Source organism: Sphingobacterium micropteri (assembly GCF_014692515.1).
Taxonomy (GTDB): domain Bacteria; phylum Bacteroidota; class Bacteroidia; order Sphingobacteriales; family Sphingobacteriaceae; genus Sphingobacterium; species Sphingobacterium micropteri.
On sequence record NZ_JACOIK010000004.1, the window covers coordinates 81,498 to 101,586 of the forward strand.

At 40.1% G+C, this 20,089-nt stretch carries 16 protein-coding genes; 10 read left to right on the forward strand and 6 right to left on the reverse strand.

Translation table 11 applies throughout. The annotated features are described in order from the left end of the window. Nucleotides 1-104 precede the first annotated feature (104 nt). Nucleotides 105-569 (forward strand): DUF4268 domain-containing protein, encoded by a 465-nt coding sequence (locus H8B06_RS06340; protein ID WP_130140031.1) that lies wholly within the window; start codon nucleotides 105-107, stop codon nucleotides 567-569. Here H8B06_RS06340 and H8B06_RS06345 read toward each other — a convergent pair. Together H8B06_RS06345 and H8B06_RS06350 are read right to left on the reverse strand one after the other, a co-directional pair. Next, entirely contained in the window at nucleotides 562-1,530 is a 969-nt protein-coding gene (locus H8B06_RS06345; RefSeq protein WP_190993460.1) for a bile acid:sodium symporter family protein, read from the reverse strand. The two genes, H8B06_RS06340 and H8B06_RS06345, sit on opposite strands and share 8 nt — an antisense overlap. Before the next feature lie 74 nt (nucleotides 1,531-1,604). After that, entirely contained in the window at nucleotides 1,605-2,813 is a 1,209-nt protein-coding gene (locus H8B06_RS06350; protein WP_223857509.1) for a pyridoxal phosphate-dependent aminotransferase, read from the reverse strand. Between the two features lie 141 nt (nucleotides 2,814-2,954). Between H8B06_RS06350 and H8B06_RS06355 the strand changes: the two genes are divergently transcribed. Next, nucleotides 2,955-3,911 (forward strand): N(4)-(beta-N-acetylglucosaminyl)-L-asparaginase, encoded by a 957-nt coding sequence (locus tag H8B06_RS06355; RefSeq protein WP_317125932.1) that lies wholly within the window; start codon nucleotides 2,955-2,957, stop codon nucleotides 3,909-3,911. Between the two features lie 2 nt (nucleotides 3,912-3,913). Beyond that, complete coding sequence (locus H8B06_RS06360) at nucleotides 3,914-4,585, forward strand: copper homeostasis protein CutC (protein ID WP_190993461.1); 672 nt, start codon at nucleotides 3,914-3,916, stop codon at nucleotides 4,583-4,585. A 50-nt stretch (nucleotides 4,586-4,635) separates the two neighbouring features. Here H8B06_RS06360 and H8B06_RS06365 read toward each other — a convergent pair whose 3' ends face one another. The 3 genes from H8B06_RS06365 to leuS all read right to left on the reverse strand — a co-directional run bounded on the left by H8B06_RS06365 (nucleotide 4,636) and on the right by leuS (nucleotide 8,851). After that, a complete protein-coding gene (locus H8B06_RS06365; RefSeq protein WP_190993462.1) occupies nucleotides 4,636-5,364 on the reverse strand; it encodes a DUF3307 domain-containing protein in 729 nt (242 codons plus the stop codon). Continuing rightward, complete coding sequence (locus tag H8B06_RS06370; protein WP_190993463.1) at nucleotides 5,361-5,951, reverse strand: hypothetical protein; 591 nt, start codon at nucleotides 5,949-5,951, stop codon at nucleotides 5,361-5,363. Before H8B06_RS06370 ends, H8B06_RS06365 begins: the two co-directional genes overlap by 4 nt. A gap of 116 nt (nucleotides 5,952-6,067) precedes the next feature. Continuing rightward, entirely contained in the window at nucleotides 6,068-8,851 is a 2,784-nt protein-coding gene (leuS, locus tag H8B06_RS06375; protein WP_190993464.1) for a leucine--tRNA ligase, read from the reverse strand. A 202-nt stretch (nucleotides 8,852-9,053) separates the two neighbouring features. Between leuS and H8B06_RS06380 the strand changes: the two genes are divergently transcribed. From H8B06_RS06380 to H8B06_RS06400, 5 genes are all read left to right on the forward strand, one after another. Continuing rightward, on the forward strand, nucleotides 9,054-9,932 hold the full coding sequence (locus H8B06_RS06380; RefSeq protein WP_130140025.1) for a cell division protein FtsX: 879 nt from the start codon (nucleotides 9,054-9,056) through the stop codon (nucleotides 9,930-9,932). 112 nt (nucleotides 9,933-10,044) lie between these two features. Beyond that, entirely contained in the window at nucleotides 10,045-10,287 is a 243-nt protein-coding gene (locus tag H8B06_RS06385) for a DUF3098 domain-containing protein (RefSeq protein WP_190993465.1), read from the forward strand. 2 nt (nucleotides 10,288-10,289) lie between these two features. After that, nucleotides 10,290-11,084, forward strand: coding sequence for an undecaprenyl-diphosphate phosphatase (locus tag H8B06_RS06390; protein ID WP_190993466.1), 795 nt, complete (start codon nucleotides 10,290-10,292; stop codon nucleotides 11,082-11,084). Continuing rightward, complete coding sequence (truB, locus tag H8B06_RS06395; RefSeq protein ID WP_190993467.1) at nucleotides 11,085-11,822, forward strand: tRNA pseudouridine(55) synthase TruB; 738 nt, start codon at nucleotides 11,085-11,087, stop codon at nucleotides 11,820-11,822. Between the two features lie 5 nt (nucleotides 11,823-11,827). After that, entirely contained in the window at nucleotides 11,828-12,805 is a 978-nt protein-coding gene (locus tag H8B06_RS06400; protein WP_190993468.1) for a bifunctional riboflavin kinase/FAD synthetase, read from the forward strand. Nucleotide 12,806: 1 nt separating this feature from the next. Here the strand turns inward: H8B06_RS06400 and ispE are convergent, their stop codons facing one another. After that, nucleotides 12,807-13,622, reverse strand: coding sequence for a 4-(cytidine 5'-diphospho)-2-C-methyl-D-erythritol kinase (gene ispE, locus H8B06_RS06405; protein WP_190993469.1), 816 nt, complete (start codon nucleotides 13,620-13,622; stop codon nucleotides 12,807-12,809). 325 nt (nucleotides 13,623-13,947) lie between these two features. On the opposite strand from ispE, the gene H8B06_RS06410 reads away from it, so the two are divergent. Next, entirely contained in the window at nucleotides 13,948-16,800 is a 2,853-nt protein-coding gene (locus H8B06_RS06410) for a helix-turn-helix and ligand-binding sensor domain-containing protein (RefSeq protein ID WP_190993470.1), read from the forward strand. A 275-nt stretch (nucleotides 16,801-17,075) separates the two neighbouring features. After that, a complete protein-coding gene (locus H8B06_RS06415) occupies nucleotides 17,076-20,078 on the forward strand; it encodes a SusC/RagA family TonB-linked outer membrane protein (RefSeq protein WP_190993471.1) in 3,003 nt (1,000 codons plus the stop codon). The last annotated feature ends 11 nt before the right edge of the window (nucleotides 20,079-20,089 follow it).

A 20,089-nucleotide genomic window follows, 5' to 3' on the forward strand; every position in this document is an offset into this window, starting at 1 on the left:
GTGTTATAAAAGTTTGGCTATTAATTGATAGTTTTGGAAAACTTTCATGAGACATCTATGAAGTTTTTAGTAATCACTGGCAGTAACATTTTCAGCAAAAGATATTGTATTCAAAAGAGGAAGCAAAAAAATTAAAAGAGCAGTTTTGGACAAGTTTTGGTCGGTTTATGTCCTTGGTTCCAAATGAAGACGGGTTAAAAATCAATTGGGTTAATTATAAGACAGGCATCAAACATCTTTACTTCCGTATGGAAGCAGACCATAAAACTGCAAAAATTTATGTAGCAATCAGCCATCCAGATGAAGGTATACGGGAATTGATGTTTACGCAATTTAAAGAATACAAAAATGTATTGCATGCCGAACTTGGAGAAGAGTGGATATGGAGTGAAAACCACTATGATGAATACGGCAAAAACACCACTCGTATCGGAATAGAACTCGACAAAAACGTTTCCGTTTTTAAAGCAGAGGATTGGCCTACCTTGATCAATTTCTTCAAACCACGTATTATCGCTTTAGACCAATTTTGGAGTAACGCAAAATATGGGTTTGAACTATTTAAATAGTATCTTCACGATGATATCGTTGTGCTATCACCGTAACGACCAATATCTGAAAAGCATGGAAAATCATTAGCGGCAAAAAATATAGACCTGCGCTAATGGAGTGGGCAAACAGAAATTTTCCAAATACCGACCCGTGAGTCAATGATTTTTTTGAACCACAGAACAAGGCCGTTATACAATCTTCCCTATTGAAGTTGAGGACAAATTTAGCGAACACATAAATCAATCCGTAGACAAGTATAAACAATAGCACTACACCTACAAAAGTCCATAGCAAATATAACTTCCCCATGCTTTCAAACACGCCACTTACAAATGATTCAGCGAAACTACAATAGACAATGAGTAAAATAACGGATTTGTCGAACAACGTTAATTGTCGATTATATCTTAAAGCCCATTTACCCAAATACGGCTGCAATAGTAGCCCTGCAATAACCGGGATAATAATTTCCTTTATCAAACCCCAATACACATCACCAAAAACATCAATCTCACCAAAATCAAGAAAAAACTGCATCCATAATGGCGTAATAATCACACCTATCAATCCCGATATACTAGCATTGAAAATCGCGGCCGAAATATTCCCTCGGGCAATGGAAACCATCACCACAGAAGAAGACACTGTGGATGGCAATGCTGCCAAAAAGAAAAAAGAGAGCCAAAAATCGTACTGTAATTCGTTTTGGACAAATGGATAAAATGGTAGTAAGAGCAGCGGAAATAGGACAAAGGTTGCACCTTGTACCAGTAGGTGAAGTTTCCAATTGCGTAGTCCTACTTTCAATTGTTGGAAACTTAATTTAAGTCCGTAGAAAAAGAAGATCAGGGATACACCGATGCTTGTTGTCCATCCGATTATCTGTCCGCCCTGCCACAGATATAGCTGCGGAAAGTAATAAGCTAAAACAATGAAACAAAATAGAGCCAGAATAAAGCCATCGAATTTCAGTTTCATACAGATCTATATGAAGTAGAGACGCAACATGTTGCGTCTCTACTAATATTTAACATATTCGTAGACAAAAAATGCTAAGAAGACAACCTTCCTAACGCCTCTTTTATCCGCCGAAGAGCCTCCTTCAAGTTTTCATCTGAAGCAGCATACGAAAGACGGATGTAGTTGTTATTTCCAAAAGAATCACCTCCAACCGTTGCGACATGTCCTTCATTGAGCAGATATAGCGCAAGATCTGAGGAATCTTTAATTACATTGCCTTGTGCATCTTTTTTTCCAAAAAACGAACTGATTTCGGGGAAGAAATAAAATGCTCCTTCTGGGAGATTTGTTTTCACTCCCGGAATATCATTCAATAAATCATATACCAGTTGGCGTCTGCGTAAAAATGCTTCTTTCATTTCATTTACGCTTTCCAACCCATCATTATAAGCAATAATACCTGCTCGTTGTGCAATGGAACAAGTCCCAGAAGTCGTTTGTCCCTGTAATTTATCGTTCGCGGCAGCAATTTCCTTATTGGCAGCTATATACCCTAAACGCCAACCTGTCATCGCAAAAGCCTTGGAAAAACCATTTACAATGATAACGCGATCACGGATAGATTCGAATTGGGCGATAGATTCATGTTTGTCGATAAAATTAATATGTTCATAAATTTCGTCAGACAAGATGAAAATATGGGGATATTTCTCGAAAACCTTAGCTAATGCTGCTAATTCTTCCTTGCTATAAACCGAACCTGTTGGATTACAAGGTGAAGAGAACATAAACAATTTTGTTTTCGGCGTAATAGCTGCTTCCAATTGCGCAGCAGTGATCTTGAAATCCGAATCAATATCCGTATCGATAAATACGGATTTTCCTTCTGCCAAAACGACCATCTCTGAATAAGAGACCCAGTATGGTGTAGGGATAATAACCTCATCACCGGGATTGATCAATGTCAAGATAACGTTAGAAAGTGATTGTTTCGCACCCGTAGAAACCACAATCTGCGAAGGCTCATAATCCAACCCGTTTTCATTTTTCAATTTGTTCACAATGGCTTGGCGGAGTTCTGGATAACCCGGTACCGGAGAATAACGTGTATAGTTTTCGTCTAGCGCTTTTTTTGCTGCATCCTTCACGTTATCGGGTGTATTAAAGTCTGGCTCTCCTACACTCAAACTAATAACGTTAATACCTTTAGAGGCTAATTCGCGCCCTAATTTTGTCATTTTTAAGGTCGCTGATTCGGATAAATTATTAATCCTATCTGATAAATATGATGTCGTACTCATGATGTTACAAACCTAAATAAAATGCTTTGTATTCACCAATGCCTAGGCTATTTTTTTATGAGTAATTCATTTTTTATAGGGATTTCGTTAGGTTTTTCTAGATTTGTTCATATGGATTCGCGGAGAAAATTTTTAAAAAATATGGGCGTTGGTTCGCTCCTGCTTGGATTACATCCCAGTTATGCCCAACAGCTAAAACCGCTACAGAGCCCGATAAACAAACCTATCGTTCTTTCCACTTGGGATTTTGGGTTGAAAGCGAATATAGAAGCGTGGAAAATTCTTTCTACAGGAGGACGTGCATTAGATGCTGTCGAACAGGGAGTACGTTATACCGAAGCTGACGCTACCGAGCGCAGCGTAGGTTACGGAGGGCGTCCGGATAGAGACGGTAAAGTGACGTTGGACGCTTGTATTATGGATGAAAATGCAAATATTGGATCTGTAGCTGCGCTAGAAGGGGTAAAACATGCTATATCAGTAGCCCGGGCAGTAATGGAAAAAACACCACATGTGATGCTCGTTGGCGACGGCGCACAACAGTTTGCACAAGAACAAGGATTTCCATTAGAAAACCTATTAACGGAAGTTTCGGAAAAAGAATGGCGGGAATGGCTCAAAACAGCAAAGTACGAACCTGTTGTCAATATTGAAAACCATGATACCATAGGCATGATTGCATTAGACGCAGACGGCAATCTTTCGGGAGCCTGTACAACCAGCGGCATGGCTTTTAAGATGCATGGACGGGTTGGCGATTCCCCTATTATTGGCGCGGGACTATATGTCGACAACGAAGTGGGGGCAGCTACAGCCACTGGACACGGCGAAGAAGTTGTCCGCACAGTAGGTTCACATCTGGTGGTGGAATTAATGCGCCAAGGTCACACGCCTCAAAAAGCTTGTGAAGAGGCGGTAAATCGAATTATTAATTTCACCAAAAACCGGAAGAAAACATTAGATAACATACAGGTTGGATTTATTGCCCTTAGTAAACAAGGAGAATATGGTGCATATTGTATACATGGCGGCTTTAATTATGCGAAGTATGACTATGTCGGAAATGAACTTATATTTTCTCCACATTATCTCAAATAAAGATGCCCAAAATAGAAATTGCCTGTTTTAATACACAAGCAGCACGGATAGCACAACAGTACGGCGCTGACCGTGTAGAGTTTTGTACCAATATGCAAGTCGGTGGGACAAGCCCCGATTTGCAGGAGACAGAAATCGTACGCCGCGAATTAAAAATTACACTCAACGTTATGGTAAGACCCCGAGGTGGTAATTTTGTGTATTCGGATCACGAGTTTACGCAAATGCAAAAAGACATAGCCCTATATGATGCATTAGGCGTGGATGGTTTTGTATTTGGTGTCCTGGATTCGGCAGGGAATATTGATAGACGACGAAACGGGGCATTAGTTAGATTGGCGGGTGGAAAACCTTGCACTTTTCATAGGGCGTTTGATGAGGTCACGGACAGCATAGAAGCATTAGAAGATATTATCGATTGTGGTTTTTCGACAGTCCTCACTTCTGGCTGTGCGCCCAATGTAGATTTAGGAAAGGAGGAATTGAAACGTTTGGTACAGCAAGCTCGTAGCCGTATTCTTATTATGCCTGGCGGAGGTTTACGCTCCACCAATATTGGGCATATTTGGCAGGAAACAGGTACCGAATATTTTCATTCGTCGGCCATCACGGATGGGACAGAAACAGCGGTCGCTGAAGAAGTAGCGGCATTGGTGAAAGCAGTTAAATTATAACTGCTTTTTTATTTAGGCCTATGGAAGATAGTTATTACCCTTTGTGGAAACTATACGAGATACTTCAAGCCTAGACGTAAACCATAACCGATTGCTATCCCAATAACAAAACTAGCTAAGGTACCTACGAGGATGTATTCCGTAAACTTCGTGTCCTTAGCATTAGTTAAGTCACCAAAACGGAAAATAGATTTTGCGCCCAAAAGAAATCCTATACCCGACAGGAATCCTACCTGTATAAAAAGGACGATCAGCAACCGTTCCATAATACCAATCAGCATCCCGGCGTCGACAAGAGAATTTTTCGGCTTGTTCACAACATCCGCTTCGGACGTCCATTTGCTGAAGAAAACCCTTAACATAATCGGACTAACAAACACCGTTAACACAAAAGCTAAAACATATAATAGGCTTTTTGCGGAAAATAACGTTTCCCAATTGACAGGTAAGCCATATGTATACCATACAACGGCAACCAATGACAGGATATGTAACGTTTGATCTGCTATGAATAACAAAAACGTACGTCGTGGAAATTTTTTCTCAAAATAAATCTTAGCACTATCGATCAACAGATGCACACAGCTTATAAATAATATTATTTGCCATTGGTCGGATAGTTCCGGGATGAAAAACAGGACCAGCAGCATGGTATGCATCGCAATATGTATCAGCAAATAAAGGATGTGATCTTTGCGTTTCTGCACCCAGCTTTTGGGTTGTAAGACGAAATCACCTATAAAATGAGCCAGCAACAGTTTTAAAAATAAAATACTCATAACGCTAACATTTCTTTTGTACAATAGTCCAATGCGCGTTGTATTTTAGCATAGCTCGCTTTTTGCAATTCGGTGCTCACTTGACTTTGATATTTCTTGTCTAATATTTTAGCCAATTCAGCTTGGTTAGCTCCCTCATTCTGGAATGCCGCTTTCACCGTTTCGGCTATATTAGGTGTCCATCGGGTAGTCAATTCTGCGACTAAAGGTAATATCACATTACATACGGCATCAAGCTTGGGATAAGCCGATTTAAAAAATATTGTTTCCTTTTTTAGTTCTTCAAAAGCTTCTCCAGAATAAGTAAGTGCGGAACCAAAGGAGTTTTTAATATGCGGGGCATCGTATTCCTTGGTTCCGATACCAATACCAATACGTACATCTAAATTATACGCCAGCATAGCAGCTTTAATATAGACGGTAGCTGTTAATACATTTTGGCGTGTGAGCTCCGCTTGGAAACTATCTCCTCGAAAAATATCAAATTTATCCGAATATAGTCCTATGGCTTCCTCCAATGCCGGCATCCATACTTTCGGATCTACAGAGCGCGATTTGATTATATCACCTGATATTACAGCTATCATATAACGACTTTTACGTAAAGATAAGTATACAACAGCATATCAGCAAAATTAGTGATAATTAAAATTATCACTAAAAACGATGATAAATCAAAATACCACTAAAAACAGTGATAATATTATACTACAATATTGATAATCTTACCTTTCACAAAAATGACTTTTTTTACGGTCTTTCCATCCAGATAACGCTGTACGTCTACATTTGCTAATACAATTCCCTCTACTGCCTTTGCATCCAAATCTAAAGCCAACGATAGATTCATCTTCATTTTTCCATTAACAGAGACCGGGTAAGCAAATTCTGACTCAACCAAGTAACTAGGATTAAACACAGGATATGGCGCATAGGAGATTGTCCCTGCCTCATTTCCCAGTAATCCCCACAATTCTTCTGTAATATGAGGCGCATAAGGTTGAAGAACAATAATGAGATCCTGTAATATTTTTCGTTTATTACATTTCAAATCAGTCAGCTCATTCACACAGATCATAAACGCCGATACAGAAGTATTGAACGAGAAACGCTCTATGTCCTCTTCTACCTTTTTGATGATTTTATGCAGTGCCTTGTATTCTGCTTTGCTAGGCTCTTCGTCCGATATAACAAGATTTCCCTGGGCATCATGGAATAAACGCCATACCTTACGTAAAAATTTATATACACCCTCAATACCATTTGTATTCCAAGGCTTTGATTGCTCCAATGGACCTAGGAACATCTCGTAGAGGCGGAGCGTATCGGCGCCATAGGTTTCTATAATGTCGTCCGGATTAACCACGTTGAATTTAGACTTTGACATCTTCTCCACTTCCGTACCACAAATATATTTGCCATTCTCCAAGACAAATTCCGCGTCCGCAAAGTCTGAACGAAAGGCTTTAAATCTTTCTGTATCGAGTATATCATTATAAACGATGTTTACATCAACATGCAATGGAATAGTGTTGTATTTATCTTTTAGACCATATGACACAAAAACATTTGTTCCCTTACCCTCTTCGTCAAGCACACGATACACGAAGTTAGAACGCCCTTGAATCATCCCTTGGTTGATCAACTTTTTAAAAGGTTCTTCTTCGTTGTGATATCCAAGATCTTTCAGCACTTTGTTCCAGAACCTAGAGTAGAGCAAATGACCCGTAGCATGCTCTGAACCACCGATATATAAATCTACAGATTTCCAGTAATCTACGGCTTCTTTCGATGCAAAGGTCTGGTCATTTTTGGGATCCATATAGCGGAACCAATACCAGGAAGAACCAGCCCAGCCAGGCATCGTACTCAACTCGTAATCATATTTCCCATTATACTTCCATCCTTCAGCCCTACCCAATGGAGGTTCACCTGTTTCTGTTGGCAAATACTTGTCTACCTCCGGCAGCAACAAAGGTAACTCCTCCTCTTTTATCAAATAAGGCAATCCATCTTTAAAGTATACGGGTACGGGTTCTCCCCAATAACGCTGACGACCAAAAATAGCATCGCGCATCCGATAGTTTATTTTAGCCCTACCTAAACGGAGCTCTTCCAAACGTCCGATCAATGCGGGTAAAGCTTCACTGTACGTCATACCATTGATAAAATCAGCGTTGATATAGCGACCATCTTTAGTAGGATCAGCTTCTTCTTCGATATTTTGTGCATCGGAAATCGGAATGATCGGCAAATTAAAATGTTTTGCAAAAACATAATCCCGTTGGTCACCAGATGGTACAGCCATCACAGCTCCCGTTCCATATCCCGCCAAAACATAGTCTGCAATCCAAATCGGCACGTCCTCTCCAGTCAATGGGTGCTTCGCGTATGAACCTGTAAAAGCACCCGATACCGTTTTGGTATCCGCCATACGATCTAGTTCAGATTTCTTCGCAGTTTTCTCTTTATAAGATTCAATTTCAGCTCGTTGATTATCTGTAGTTAAAGTGTCAACTAATTCATGTTCCGGAGCTAAAACGATAAAAGAGACACCGAAGATGGTATCCACTCGAGTCGTAAATACTTCGATATCTGTATGCAACTGGGGTAGCAGAAATTTTACCGACGCGCCCACCGATTTCCCTATCCAGTTACGTTGCATTTCTACTAAAGGTTCCGGCCAATCCACCGTATCCAATCCGCGGAGCAAACGGTCAGCATATGCTGTAATACGCATTGACCATTGCATCATTTTTTTCTGCTCGACAGGATATCCTCCCCGTTCAGATACACCATTAATAACCTCATCATTTGCCAATACGGTTCCCAAAGCAGCACACCAGTTCACCGTACTTTCCCGCAAATAAGCCAGCCTATATTTTAACAACTCTCGTTGCTGCTCTTCTTCCGAAAAGCCATTCCATTCCGTAGCTGTAAACGTTAATATATCATCGTCACAAACTGCTTCAATATCCTCAGAGCCTGAGTCTTTAAACCGTGCTATTAAACTATCAATTGACTCAGCCTTATCCGTTTCTTTATTATACCAAGCATTAAACAACTGCATGAAAATCCACTGTGTCCATTTATAATAATCGGGTTCCGATGTACGCACTTCCCTCGACCAATCGTAGGAAAAGCCGATATTATCCAGTTGCTCTCTATAGCGCTTGATATTTGTTTCCGTCGTAACGGACGGATGTTGTCCCGTTTGAATAGCATATTGTTCAGCAGGTAGCCCAAATGAGTCATATCCCATGGGATGCAATACATTAAAACCTTTTAATCTTTTATATCTAGAAAAAATATCCGACGCAATATAGCCAAGCGGATGCCCTACATGCAATCCGGCACCAGACGGATAAGGAAACATGTCTAACACATAATATTTGGGTTTGTCCGTTGTCTCCGAAGGTTTAAATGTACCGTTCTCCGCCCAAAATTGTTGCCACTTCTTTTCTAACGATTGATGATTGTATTCCATAATAATGATGCTGCTAATCTGAAAGAGATGCGAAAATAGCTATTTTACATCAATTTAGGCATAAAAGTTTCAGAATAGGCAATAAAATGTATATATTGAATGTTAAATGTCTAGGTGCTTAAGCAAATTATTCGGACGAATTGTTTCTTAAATGCACATTATTATTTACTTTCGCATCATAATATTAGATTAAAAAGAGCGTATGTCTACTCACGAAGAAGGTTCACCGAGAAAGAAAACCAAATCTGTTTATGTATCAACGGTCATTAGTATCGCTTTGGTACTGTTGATGACAGGTTTATTAGGCTTGATTCTGGTGCACGCAAAAAATCTATCAAAATACGTCAAAGAGAATATCGTTCTCAATATCATTGTCAACGACAATGTGAATGAGGGAGATGTATTGGCGATGCAAAAGGACCTTGAAAAAGATCCTTATGTATTACGTACGGAATATATCAGTAAGGAACTGGCGGCAAAAAACCTTAAAGAAGACCTCGGAGAGGATTTCGTGGAATATCTGGGACATAATCCGCTGTTGCCTTCTATAGACGTCTACTTAAAAGAACAATATGCCAATACAGACAGCATACAGACTTTTATTCAGAAATCAGCTAAAAACAGCCGCGTAAAAGAGGTGGTTTACCAAGAATCACTTATTGATATGGTTAACAAGAATATCCGTATTATTGGTATTGTGGTGTTAGGCTTCACCATTGTGCTATTAATCATTGCCGTAGCACTGATTAATAATACGATCCGCTTAGCAATTTATTCACAACGGTTTCTTATCAAGAGTATGCAGCTTATCGGCGCAACGAAGAACTTTATTCGTAAACCTTATCTCCTATATGGTATATTCCACGGTTTATTAGGTGCCTTAATTGCTATTTTGTTATTGATATTTACCCTGCAATTTGCCCAAAAGCAAATTCCCGATCTGGTATTTTTACGTAACTGGTATGAATTTGGTGCGATTTTCCTTATAGTAGTTGCGCTAGGGATTGTTATTTCCGGTTTCAGCACTTATTTCGCGGTAACAAAATATCTAAGAGCTAAATCACATAGTTTGTATAGATAGTAAAGTTAAAGAATTAAGGGTTAGAGAGTTAAAAAGTTAAACCATAAATGTATAAAAAGGTGAAATATAAAGGGCAATCGTATTGGTCCAATTAAATTACGAACAACGAAATATGTCAGAAAAAAAACAACATCATACCCCACCGCCAAAATTCGGCTTTGTTTTTGAAAAAATAAACTATCAACTGTTTATTGCTAGTGTACTTGTGGTTGTTCTAGGGTTCATCCTCATGACAGGCACGGAAGATATTTACAGTTTCACAAAAATAACGCTAGCACCTTTCGTAGTTGTTCTCGGATTCGCATTAGGCTTCGTTGCCATTTTATACAAACCCAAAAACAAAAAAAATAATTAAAAATGACCTATTTTCAGGCGATTGTCTTGGCAATCATTGAAGGATTAACAGAATTTTTACCTGTTTCTTCGACAGGTCACATGATTATCGGAACAGCATTAATGGGCATGGAGCCCTCTCCTTTCGTTAAACTGTTTACCATCGTTATACAACTCGGCACCATCCTTTCCGTGTTAGTTTTATACTATCGAAGATTTTTTAAATCGCTAGACTTTTATTATAAGTTGGTGGTAGCCGCTATTCCCGCTTCTATACTCGGGTTAGTACTCAATGATTTCATCGACTCCCTTTTAGAAAGTCCATTGATGGTAGCAGTAATGCTGGTCATCGGCGGTATTATCTTATTATTTGTGGACAAATGGTTTAACAGACCTCAAGTCGATAATTCGGACGATATCTCTTACAAACAAGCCTTCATCATCGGTTGGTATCAATGTTTGGCACTGATTCCGGGAACATCACGTTCAGCAAGCACCATTGTTGGTGGTATGACTCAAAGCCTCACACGTAAAGCTGCCGCCGAGTTCTCTTTTTTCTTGGCGATTCCGATGATGTTGGGTGCCTCGGTTGTCAAATTGTATAAATTCATGAAGGAAGGGCATGTTTTAACCGGTGAGGAAATAAACCTCCTCATTGTGGGTAACGTGGTCGGTTTTATTGTTGCCATTATCGCTATTAAAAGCTTTATCAGCGTATTAACAAAGTATGGTTTTAAAGCATTCGGATGGTACCGTATTATCGTAGGACTCGTGATTATTGGATTATTATTGAGTGGTCATAGTTTGGAAATTATATAAATGACAAACGTAGAAGAAACCCTATCTTCTCCATTCGATTTTGCAGGAGGTGAGGTTCTATTGGTTGATAAACCTTTAGAATGGACAAGTTTTGATGTGGTAGGTAAACTCCGCAATAGTATGAAACCCCAGAAAATCAAAGTAGGTCATGCCGGAACTCTTGACCCCTTAGCAACGGGGTTATTGATTATTTGTACCGGTAAATTCACAAAAAGAATTGACTCCTTCCAAGCGGAAGACAAAGAATATACCGGTGTCATTACGCTAGGTACAACTACTCCCTCCTACGATTTGGAAACAGCCGTTAATCAAACATTTGATTACACCCATATCACCGAAGCCGATATTTACGAAACAGCACTACAATTTGCGGGTGAACTTGAACAGTATCCACCTGCCCATTCCGCTATTAAAATAAAAGGCGAGCGTGTATACGAAAAAGCACGGCGCGGAGAAGATGTTGAGTTGAAAGCACGGCGTATCACCATTACGAGTTTCGATATAGAGAAAATTGAAATGCCCAACCTATATTTCCGAATCAGTTGTTCTAAAGGCACCTATATCCGCTCTATAGCACATGATTTTGGGAAGGCATTGGGAATAGGTGCCCATCTAAGTAAGCTTAGGCGCACAAAAAGCGGTGATTTTCACGTAGATGATGCCTGGAATTTGCAGGATTTAATTGAAAAAATTAAATTACACAAAACAACGATTCAACAACAACAGACAAACAACTAATTATAGTGAAAATATATAAAAGTTTAGATGAGTTTGAACCACTCTCCAATGCTATCGTAACTATCGGTACATTTGATGGTGTACATATTGGCCATCAAAAAATTTTATCCAAATTAAGAGAATGTGCTGCAGAAAGAAATGGTGAAACGATCTTGCTTACTTTTTTTCCGCATCCCCGTCTAATCATTAATCCGGATGATGACAATTTGCGTCTCATTAACGATATAGAGGAAAAGACCCACCGGTTAGCTCTTTCGGGGATCGACCACTTAATCATTACCCCTTTTACACGTGATTTTTCCAATCAAACACCAGAAGAATATATCAGTAACGTCTTGGTGGGGCGGCTAGGCACCAAACAAATTGTGATTGGATACGACCATCATTTTGGCAAAGATCGACAGGGATCTATCAAAGACCTGAAAGAGTTGGCAGAAATATACGATTACACGGTCGAGCAGATCCCTGAACAGGATATCGAGGATGTTGCCGTGTCATCGACCAAAATTCGAGAGTCCTTAATAAAAGGAGACATCGAAACGGCTAATAAATACTTGGGTTATTCATTCGAGTTGACAGGTACGGTCGTCCGTGGCGATCAAATCGGTAGGGAAATCGGTTTCCCAACCGCAAACCTCAACGTACATGAACCACACAAACTTATCCCCGCCTATGGCATTTATGCAGTAGAAGTCGAAATATACGCCAATATGTCCACGGTCCATACCGGTGAGTATGTCACGCCACAGCCCGACCGTATAGCGAAAGGAATGGCATATATTGGTACACGTCCGACAGTGGATGGCATGAACCGAAAAATTGAGATTAATTTATTGGATTTTAAGGATGATATTTATTCTACCACCCTACGGGTGAAGTTTCTTAAATTCATCCGTCATGATCAATGGTTTGATTCGCTGGAAGCCATGCGCAATCAGATTAAAGCGGATGAAAAAAGTATTCGGGAATATTTCGGGATATAATTTAAATCTCTTTCGGATAATAAACCTCGCCTAAACCTTTTAAGGTGGTTAAATCGACAGGCTTCGGAAATATCCCATATACGGCCGATCCAGAACCCGACATCGAAGCATATAAGGCTCCTGCGGCATACAACGCTAATTTAATCTTCCTGATGATTGGATATATCTCAAAGATACCCTCTTCAAAATCATTTTTAACATAAAATTTCCAGTCTTGTACGGGAAGCTGCAACACTTCTCTCAAGTCATCGTTGGAGGAATTAGGCTTGACATGTTGATAGGCCTCTGCCGTAGCTATACTTATTTCGGGCTTAACGAGTACTAAAAATTTATCTGACAGGTCTATTGAAATAGGAGAAAAATCTGTTCCGATTCCTTCTGCATAAAGGGGTTTGTTTTGCATAAAAAAGGGGCAATCCGCTCCCAATTTGGCAGCCTCCTCTTCCAACTGTAAAGCTGAAAGTCCAATATTAAATTTCTCGTTCAGCATTTTTAATACAAATGCGCCATCTGACGAACCTCCTCCTAGTCCTGCTCCAAACGGAATCTGCTTATGCAAATGGATATGTACTGGAGGTAAACTAAATCTTTCTGCGAGTAAGTGGTAAGCCTTTAAACACAGATTATTATCTTCTACCGGCAAATGTAGCCCTGTAATTTCCAATGTTGCTTTTGTAGCAGATTCCGTCGATATGATTTCTATAATATCGTATAACGGAAAAGGATAAAATACAGACTCCAATAGATGATAGCCATCGGCACGCTTACCGACAATATTTAGTCCGATATTGATTTTAGCGTTAGCAAATGAAATCATAATGCAATGATAGTTAAAAGTTCTTTTTTTCCGTAAAAAAGAACCAAAAACCTCGCTGCTTCGAATGTTTTACATTTGGGATAGTACTAAGAATGAGTTCTGTACAGTTGTAAAACATTCGGATGCAGCATTTTAATGTTAAGGGAGGATTCATGCAATTATCCCATCCTTAACCCCTTATTGCCACATATAAACTATTCTCGATGCGGGAGAAGTGCGAGCTAGAGATATTAAACATTCATTAAACCTTAACAGCGGAGGTTTAACGAAGCTTTTGCTAAAAAGCATCTGAGTTTGTAACTTGCAAAGTTCGTAAAGGAAATATATGATATTACGTATCTTAAATTTGTTGTTTTGGTTACTTCTAAGCGTATACTGTTATGGACAGTCCATTTCCTCTATCGGGAGTCCGTACGTACAGAATTACACCAAATCGCAATATAAAGCAGGAAACCAGAATTGGAGTATTGATCAAGGACAAGATGGGGTGATATATGCTGCTAATGGTGATGGTATAATCACATTCGACGGCTCCTATTGGGAGATATATCCATTGAAAAATAAAGCGGGGGCGCGAAGTGTCCGTGTTGCGGACGACGGGAAGATATATGCGGGTGGCAAAGCGGAATTCGGTTATTTTGAAAAGAAGAACGGAAAGCTTCAATATCATTCCTTAACACATTTGATAGAGCCCGGTGTCATCCAAAACGACGAGATATGGAAAATCCTCATCAGCGGTGATTCCATTATCTTTCAGTCATTCTCTAAATTTTATCTCCTGCATCAGGATAAAATAACGACACATTATGGAAACGGAGAACCATTCCTCTTTGCCCATAAAACAGGAGACCATATATGGCTAGAAAAGATTCCAAGTGGACTAAGTTCCTGGGGGCCTAATGGCTTTACTCCTTTGGAAACGCGACTGACGAACGTTTTGGTACTACTTCCCTTCGGTACAAACGAGATACTGGTTGGAACAGCAAAAAACGGTCTTTTTTTACTAAACACCAACGGAACAGCTTCCCCATGGAATACGAATTCCCAATTAAACCAACTTCTTAAAGAAGCGCAAATAAATAACGGCATTAAGATAGATGATAACACATTTGCGTTCGGAACCATAAAAAATGGCATTTTCATTGCCGATAAAACAGGAAAAATCCTCCAACATATCCATAAACGAAATGGGCTTCAAAACAATACCGTACTTAGCATGGTATTGGATAAGCAGGGTAATATATGGGCTGGATTAGATAATGGTATCGATCGCATCGAAATTAACTCTCCTTTTTATTACTACAAAGATATTTTTGGAGAGTTAGGTACCGTATATGCCATCAAGGTATTTCAAGACAAAATATATCTCGGAACGAATCAAGGCTTATTTTATAGCTCTTGGACAGCAGATAGTTACCTCCAACAGCTTCAATTTCAATTCATCCCTAATTCACAAGGACAAGTTTGGTCACTGGAAATATTCAACAATCAACTTATATGTGGACATAATGATGGCACTTTTTTAGTGAAAGATAATCGTATAGAACGAATATCGAGTTGGACCGGAGGTTGGCAAAACATCCAGCTCACACCTGACGATCCTTTTTTCATACAAGGAAATTACACCGGCATAGCGCTATTTGAAAACCGACAAGGATGGCAATTAAATCACAGGTTTAAAGAACTGAAACAAGCCGTCCTTAAACTTTATCCTTGGGAGAATAGGAGCTTTTGGGCTGTGTTAAACAATAACATTCAGCTTTTAGAACTTTCTACAACCCAGCCATCGCTAAAAACCTTAAAGACCTTCTCCTTTATAGAAGATTTCCCCGACATCCAGCGGATCACACCAACTAGTATACGGGGCAATACAGTTTTCGCGACCGATAAAGGTATTTTTATCTACGATAAGGTATTGGGAAAATTCGATGTATACAGCGATTTAAATAAATCACTCGGTTCTTTTGCCTACGCCGCTAGCATAAAAGAGCGAGACAATGGCACTTACATTTTTATCCATGACGGACGTTTTGCTTTAGTAGAGTGGAAAGACAATAACATTCACGTTGATTCTGCCACGTTTAATGTGCTAGAGAATACGGTTATGAAAAATCATGAAAATGTGGAGTTTGCCGCGGATCGATTTCTTTTTGCGTTGGATAACGGTTTTGTTGCCTACAATCCGCATTTCAGACATAACTTACCGATCAAAAGTCCTATCATCAAAGGGTTACAGGATATCTCCATGATGAGCGGTGATTCTATTCTTTATCTAGGCATCGAAAAATCTATTCCTTATCACCAGAACAACATACGTGTCCTATTCTCGTCCCCTTGGTATTCCAGTACGCCCTTAAAATACCAGTATCAATTAGAGGGGTACCATAATAAATGGTCAAGTCCTTCGGAAATACCTTATATTGACTTCACGAATCTTTCTTGGGGCACCTATGTATTTAAAGTACGCGCCTTAGCCACTAACGGACAGATTTCAGACATCAGTCAGATTACGTTCACGATTAAACCGCCATTTTATCTGCAATGGCCTGCACTTCTTTTATACCTTATTATACTGGGATTTGGTTTTATGATTGTACGACGTCGTATCATCAAAAAAATAAAACAAGATAAGCTCCAGCTGCGACATAAACTGCGTCGTCGTCAAGAAGAATTGTTGCGCCGTGAAGTCGAGCAAAACGAGAAAAAGCTCATGCAATTAAAAAATGCACAATTGGAGCAGGAATTAGCGCAAAAAAGCCGAGAGATTGCTAATGTGGCGACGAATATCGTATACAAAAACGAACTGTTAAACAATCTGCAAGAGGAACTCCTCAACATTAAAGACAAAGGCGGCAACAAGCTATCCGCAGACCAATTGCAAAAAATAAACAAACTCATGGATAATGCCCGTAGCGATGAGCGCGATTGGGATGTCTTTGAAAAAAGCTTTAATGAGTCGCACGAAAACTTCTTCAAAAAACTAAAGGCCGATTATCCATCCTTATCTCCAAATGATCTCAAGCTATGTGCTTATTTGCGACTCAACATGTCAAGTAAAGATATGGCGTCTCTACTCAACATTACGACACGGGGTGTAGAGATAAGACGGTACCGTTTACGTAAAAAATTCAATCTTCCGACAGAAAAAAATCTAACAGAATTCTTATTAGAACGATAAAAAACTACATCATTATTACTACATCATCATAGTGTACAAAAAACACTAACTAAAAATATTTGAGCAAGCTCGAATTAACACTAAAAATCTAATAATCAGATAAATAAGTCAGTAACAAACCCTTTCTGTAGCAGCACCAAACGTATGATGTAGTAATGTGCAACGGCTTTATTTTGCCTAAAACCTTATACATCACATCTTTGTTATGATTATATGCACGGTGTTACGATAACCTGTTATTGTGTCACAATTATAAACATTAACAAACTAGTTTTATGAGGAAGTTATTTATACTTTTTTTGTTCTTAACCGCTACCTTATCTTATGGGTATGCACAGGTTAGAACGGTCACCGGAACAGTCAAAGACAGCGGATCTTTAATTGGTCTTCCAGGGGTGACCATTTCTAAACCGGATGGCACGGGAAGCCAGACGGATGCCGCTGGACGGTTTTCGATTGAGGCGAATCCTACAGATGCGCTAACTTTTCGTTTTATTGGGTACACTGCCCAGACGGTCGAGGTCGGCGATCAGGAAACTATAGATGTTTTCTTGGTCAGTGAAGACCAAGCTTTAGAAGAAGTTGTTGTTATTGGTTATGGTACTGCTCAAAAAAGAGATTTAACCGGTTCCATTACCCAAGTAAAAGGTGAAGATATCGTCGACAAACCCGGTACGAATCCGGTGGCCAATCTTCAAGGTAAGGTAGCTGGTCTACAAGTAACCAATTCCGGACGCCCAGGCCAAGAGCCAGACATCCGTATTCGGGGTACGAACTCCATCAACTCCGTAAAACCGCTTTACGTAGTGGATGGACTATTGAATGACAATATCAACTTTTTGAACCCTGCTGACATTGAGAGTATCGAAGTATTAAAGGATCCCTCGTCTTTAGCTATCTTTGGTGTTCGCGGAGCAAATGGGGTAATTGCCGTTACGACAAAAAGAGCAAAAACAGGACAGCTGAATTTTGAATTTAGTTCTCGTATTGGTATAAAAGATGTCAACCATCGCATGAAAATGGCCAATGCCGCCCAATTTAAGGAACTATATGATGAGCAGTTGTTTAATCAAGGGAATGTTGAATACGACTATACACATTGGACGGGCGATACAGACTGGCAAGATCAGATCTTCAAAAACGGTATCTTGAATTACAACAATCTAAGTGTTAGTGGTGCGACGGAGCGTAATAGTTTTCGAATGGGTTTAGGTTATTCCCATGATGAGGGTGTTATTAACCATGAGCGACACAATCAATTTACGTTTAATATTGCGGATGAACTAAAGCTGACCGATAATTTCCGCACAGGTATCGTACTTAATGGATACAGAGCACAACTCCCTGTCGAGCGTGGAGTATTCGGCGCAATACAGGCGGCGCCGATAGCTCCGGTATATAACGAAGAATACCGACTATACCACACGATGCCCGATTTTCAACGGGCGCAGGTGTACAATCCTTTGTTGGCGATCGAGGAAAGAAAGAACTCCAATATCCGGTTAAACTACCGCGTGTTGGCCAACGGATACGCCGAAGTTGATTTCCTTTCGCATTTCAATTTCCGCGTTAACTTATCCGCTGACTATGGTTTCAACAATTTCAGAACATACGATGGTGTCGTAGCACAATACAATCCGGATATTGCCGAGGATGATAAAACAGACTATGTAGGAAATCTATTAACCGCAGTCAGTCAGGAACAGAACAAGCACTACAAATACCAAACCGACTGGTTGTTAAACTATAAGAACAGTTTTGGTTTGCACAACTTCACGGGCTTGCTAGGCTATACAACCTATATACAAGGCATGGAAAGCACCTCCGCCCGCAGAACAGAGGGTGACAGCGGATTGCCCATTCCCAACGACCCGGACTATTGGTATGTCAGCATTGGCGACGTAGGTACCCAAACCGGCAACGGAACAGGATCGGAATACCGGACATTATCCTATATGGCACGTGTATTGTATAATTACGATGGCAAATATTTACTCAATACCTCCTTTAGACGTGATGGTTCTTCGGCTTTCGCATTGAATAACCCTTGGCAAAATTTCTTCGCCATTGGTGGCGCTTGGGTAGCTTCCCGAGAAGCTTTTATGGAAGATGTAACAGCTATCAACAATTTAAAAATTCGTGGGTCATGGGGTTCCTTGGGCAACCAGAATGTAGGTGGTAACCGTTACCCGATGTATGCACAACTTACTGCGGGAAATTCAGCGGTATTCGGCAATAGATTAATTCCTGCTTACGGACCAGAATATATACCAGATCCGAACCTGCGTTGGGAAATCGTAAAAAGTTGGGAGGTTGGTTTTGAACTGGCAGCTTTTCAAAATAGATTAGACCTCGAAGCTGTTTATTATTACAAAAATACGGACGGTGTAATGACCAGGGTACCCGGTATGTTTGGTTCTATTCCGGGGTTAAGTAACCTTGGTGAGATTGAAAATAAGGGTATTGAAGCCTCCGCAAGATGGACCCAACCTATAAAGGATGACTGGTCTATATCTGTTGGCGGAAATATCACTACCGTGGAAAATATGGTCAAACAACTTTCTACCGATGGTTTTCAAGTAGTGGACGGCCCGTCAAGAACCAATACCGGTCAGCCGATCGGCTATTTCTTTGGTTACATTCATGACGGTATTTTCCAAACACAAGCCGAAGTGGATCAATATCCCGCTAACGGTGTAGTAGGCGGGGTCTTCCGACCTGGAGATATCAAATTTCGTGACATTGATGGAAACGGAACAATAGATGCCAACGACCGTACATATATTGGTAATCCTACCCCGGATTTTTATTATGGCATCTCGTTATCATCAACCTATAAGAACTTCAGCCTTGGCTTAGAATTCCAAGGTGTGTACGGCAACGAAATTATGCGCACATGGAACCAGAGCCAGTTCGCCACGATTAACTTTCTACAAGATCGCATGGCGCGCTGGACAACTCCTGGCAGCAGCAATTGGGAACCGATTTTAGATGAAGGCCGCGCTAACAATAGGCAATACTCGACATATTATATTGAAGACGGAAGCTTTTTCCGCTTACGTGATGTGACGTTAGCATATACTTTCCCACGGGAAACGGTATCCAGATTGAAATTAAAAAATCTGAGATTATTTTTAAATGCACAAAACGTGTTTACGCTGTCTAATAATACAGGGTTTACACCGGAAATTGGCGGTAGCGCGACTTCTTTTGGAGTCGATGGCGGCACCTATCCTGTTCCCGCCGTGTATACCTTTGGTTTGAACATGAATTTTTAAAATCGAAAATG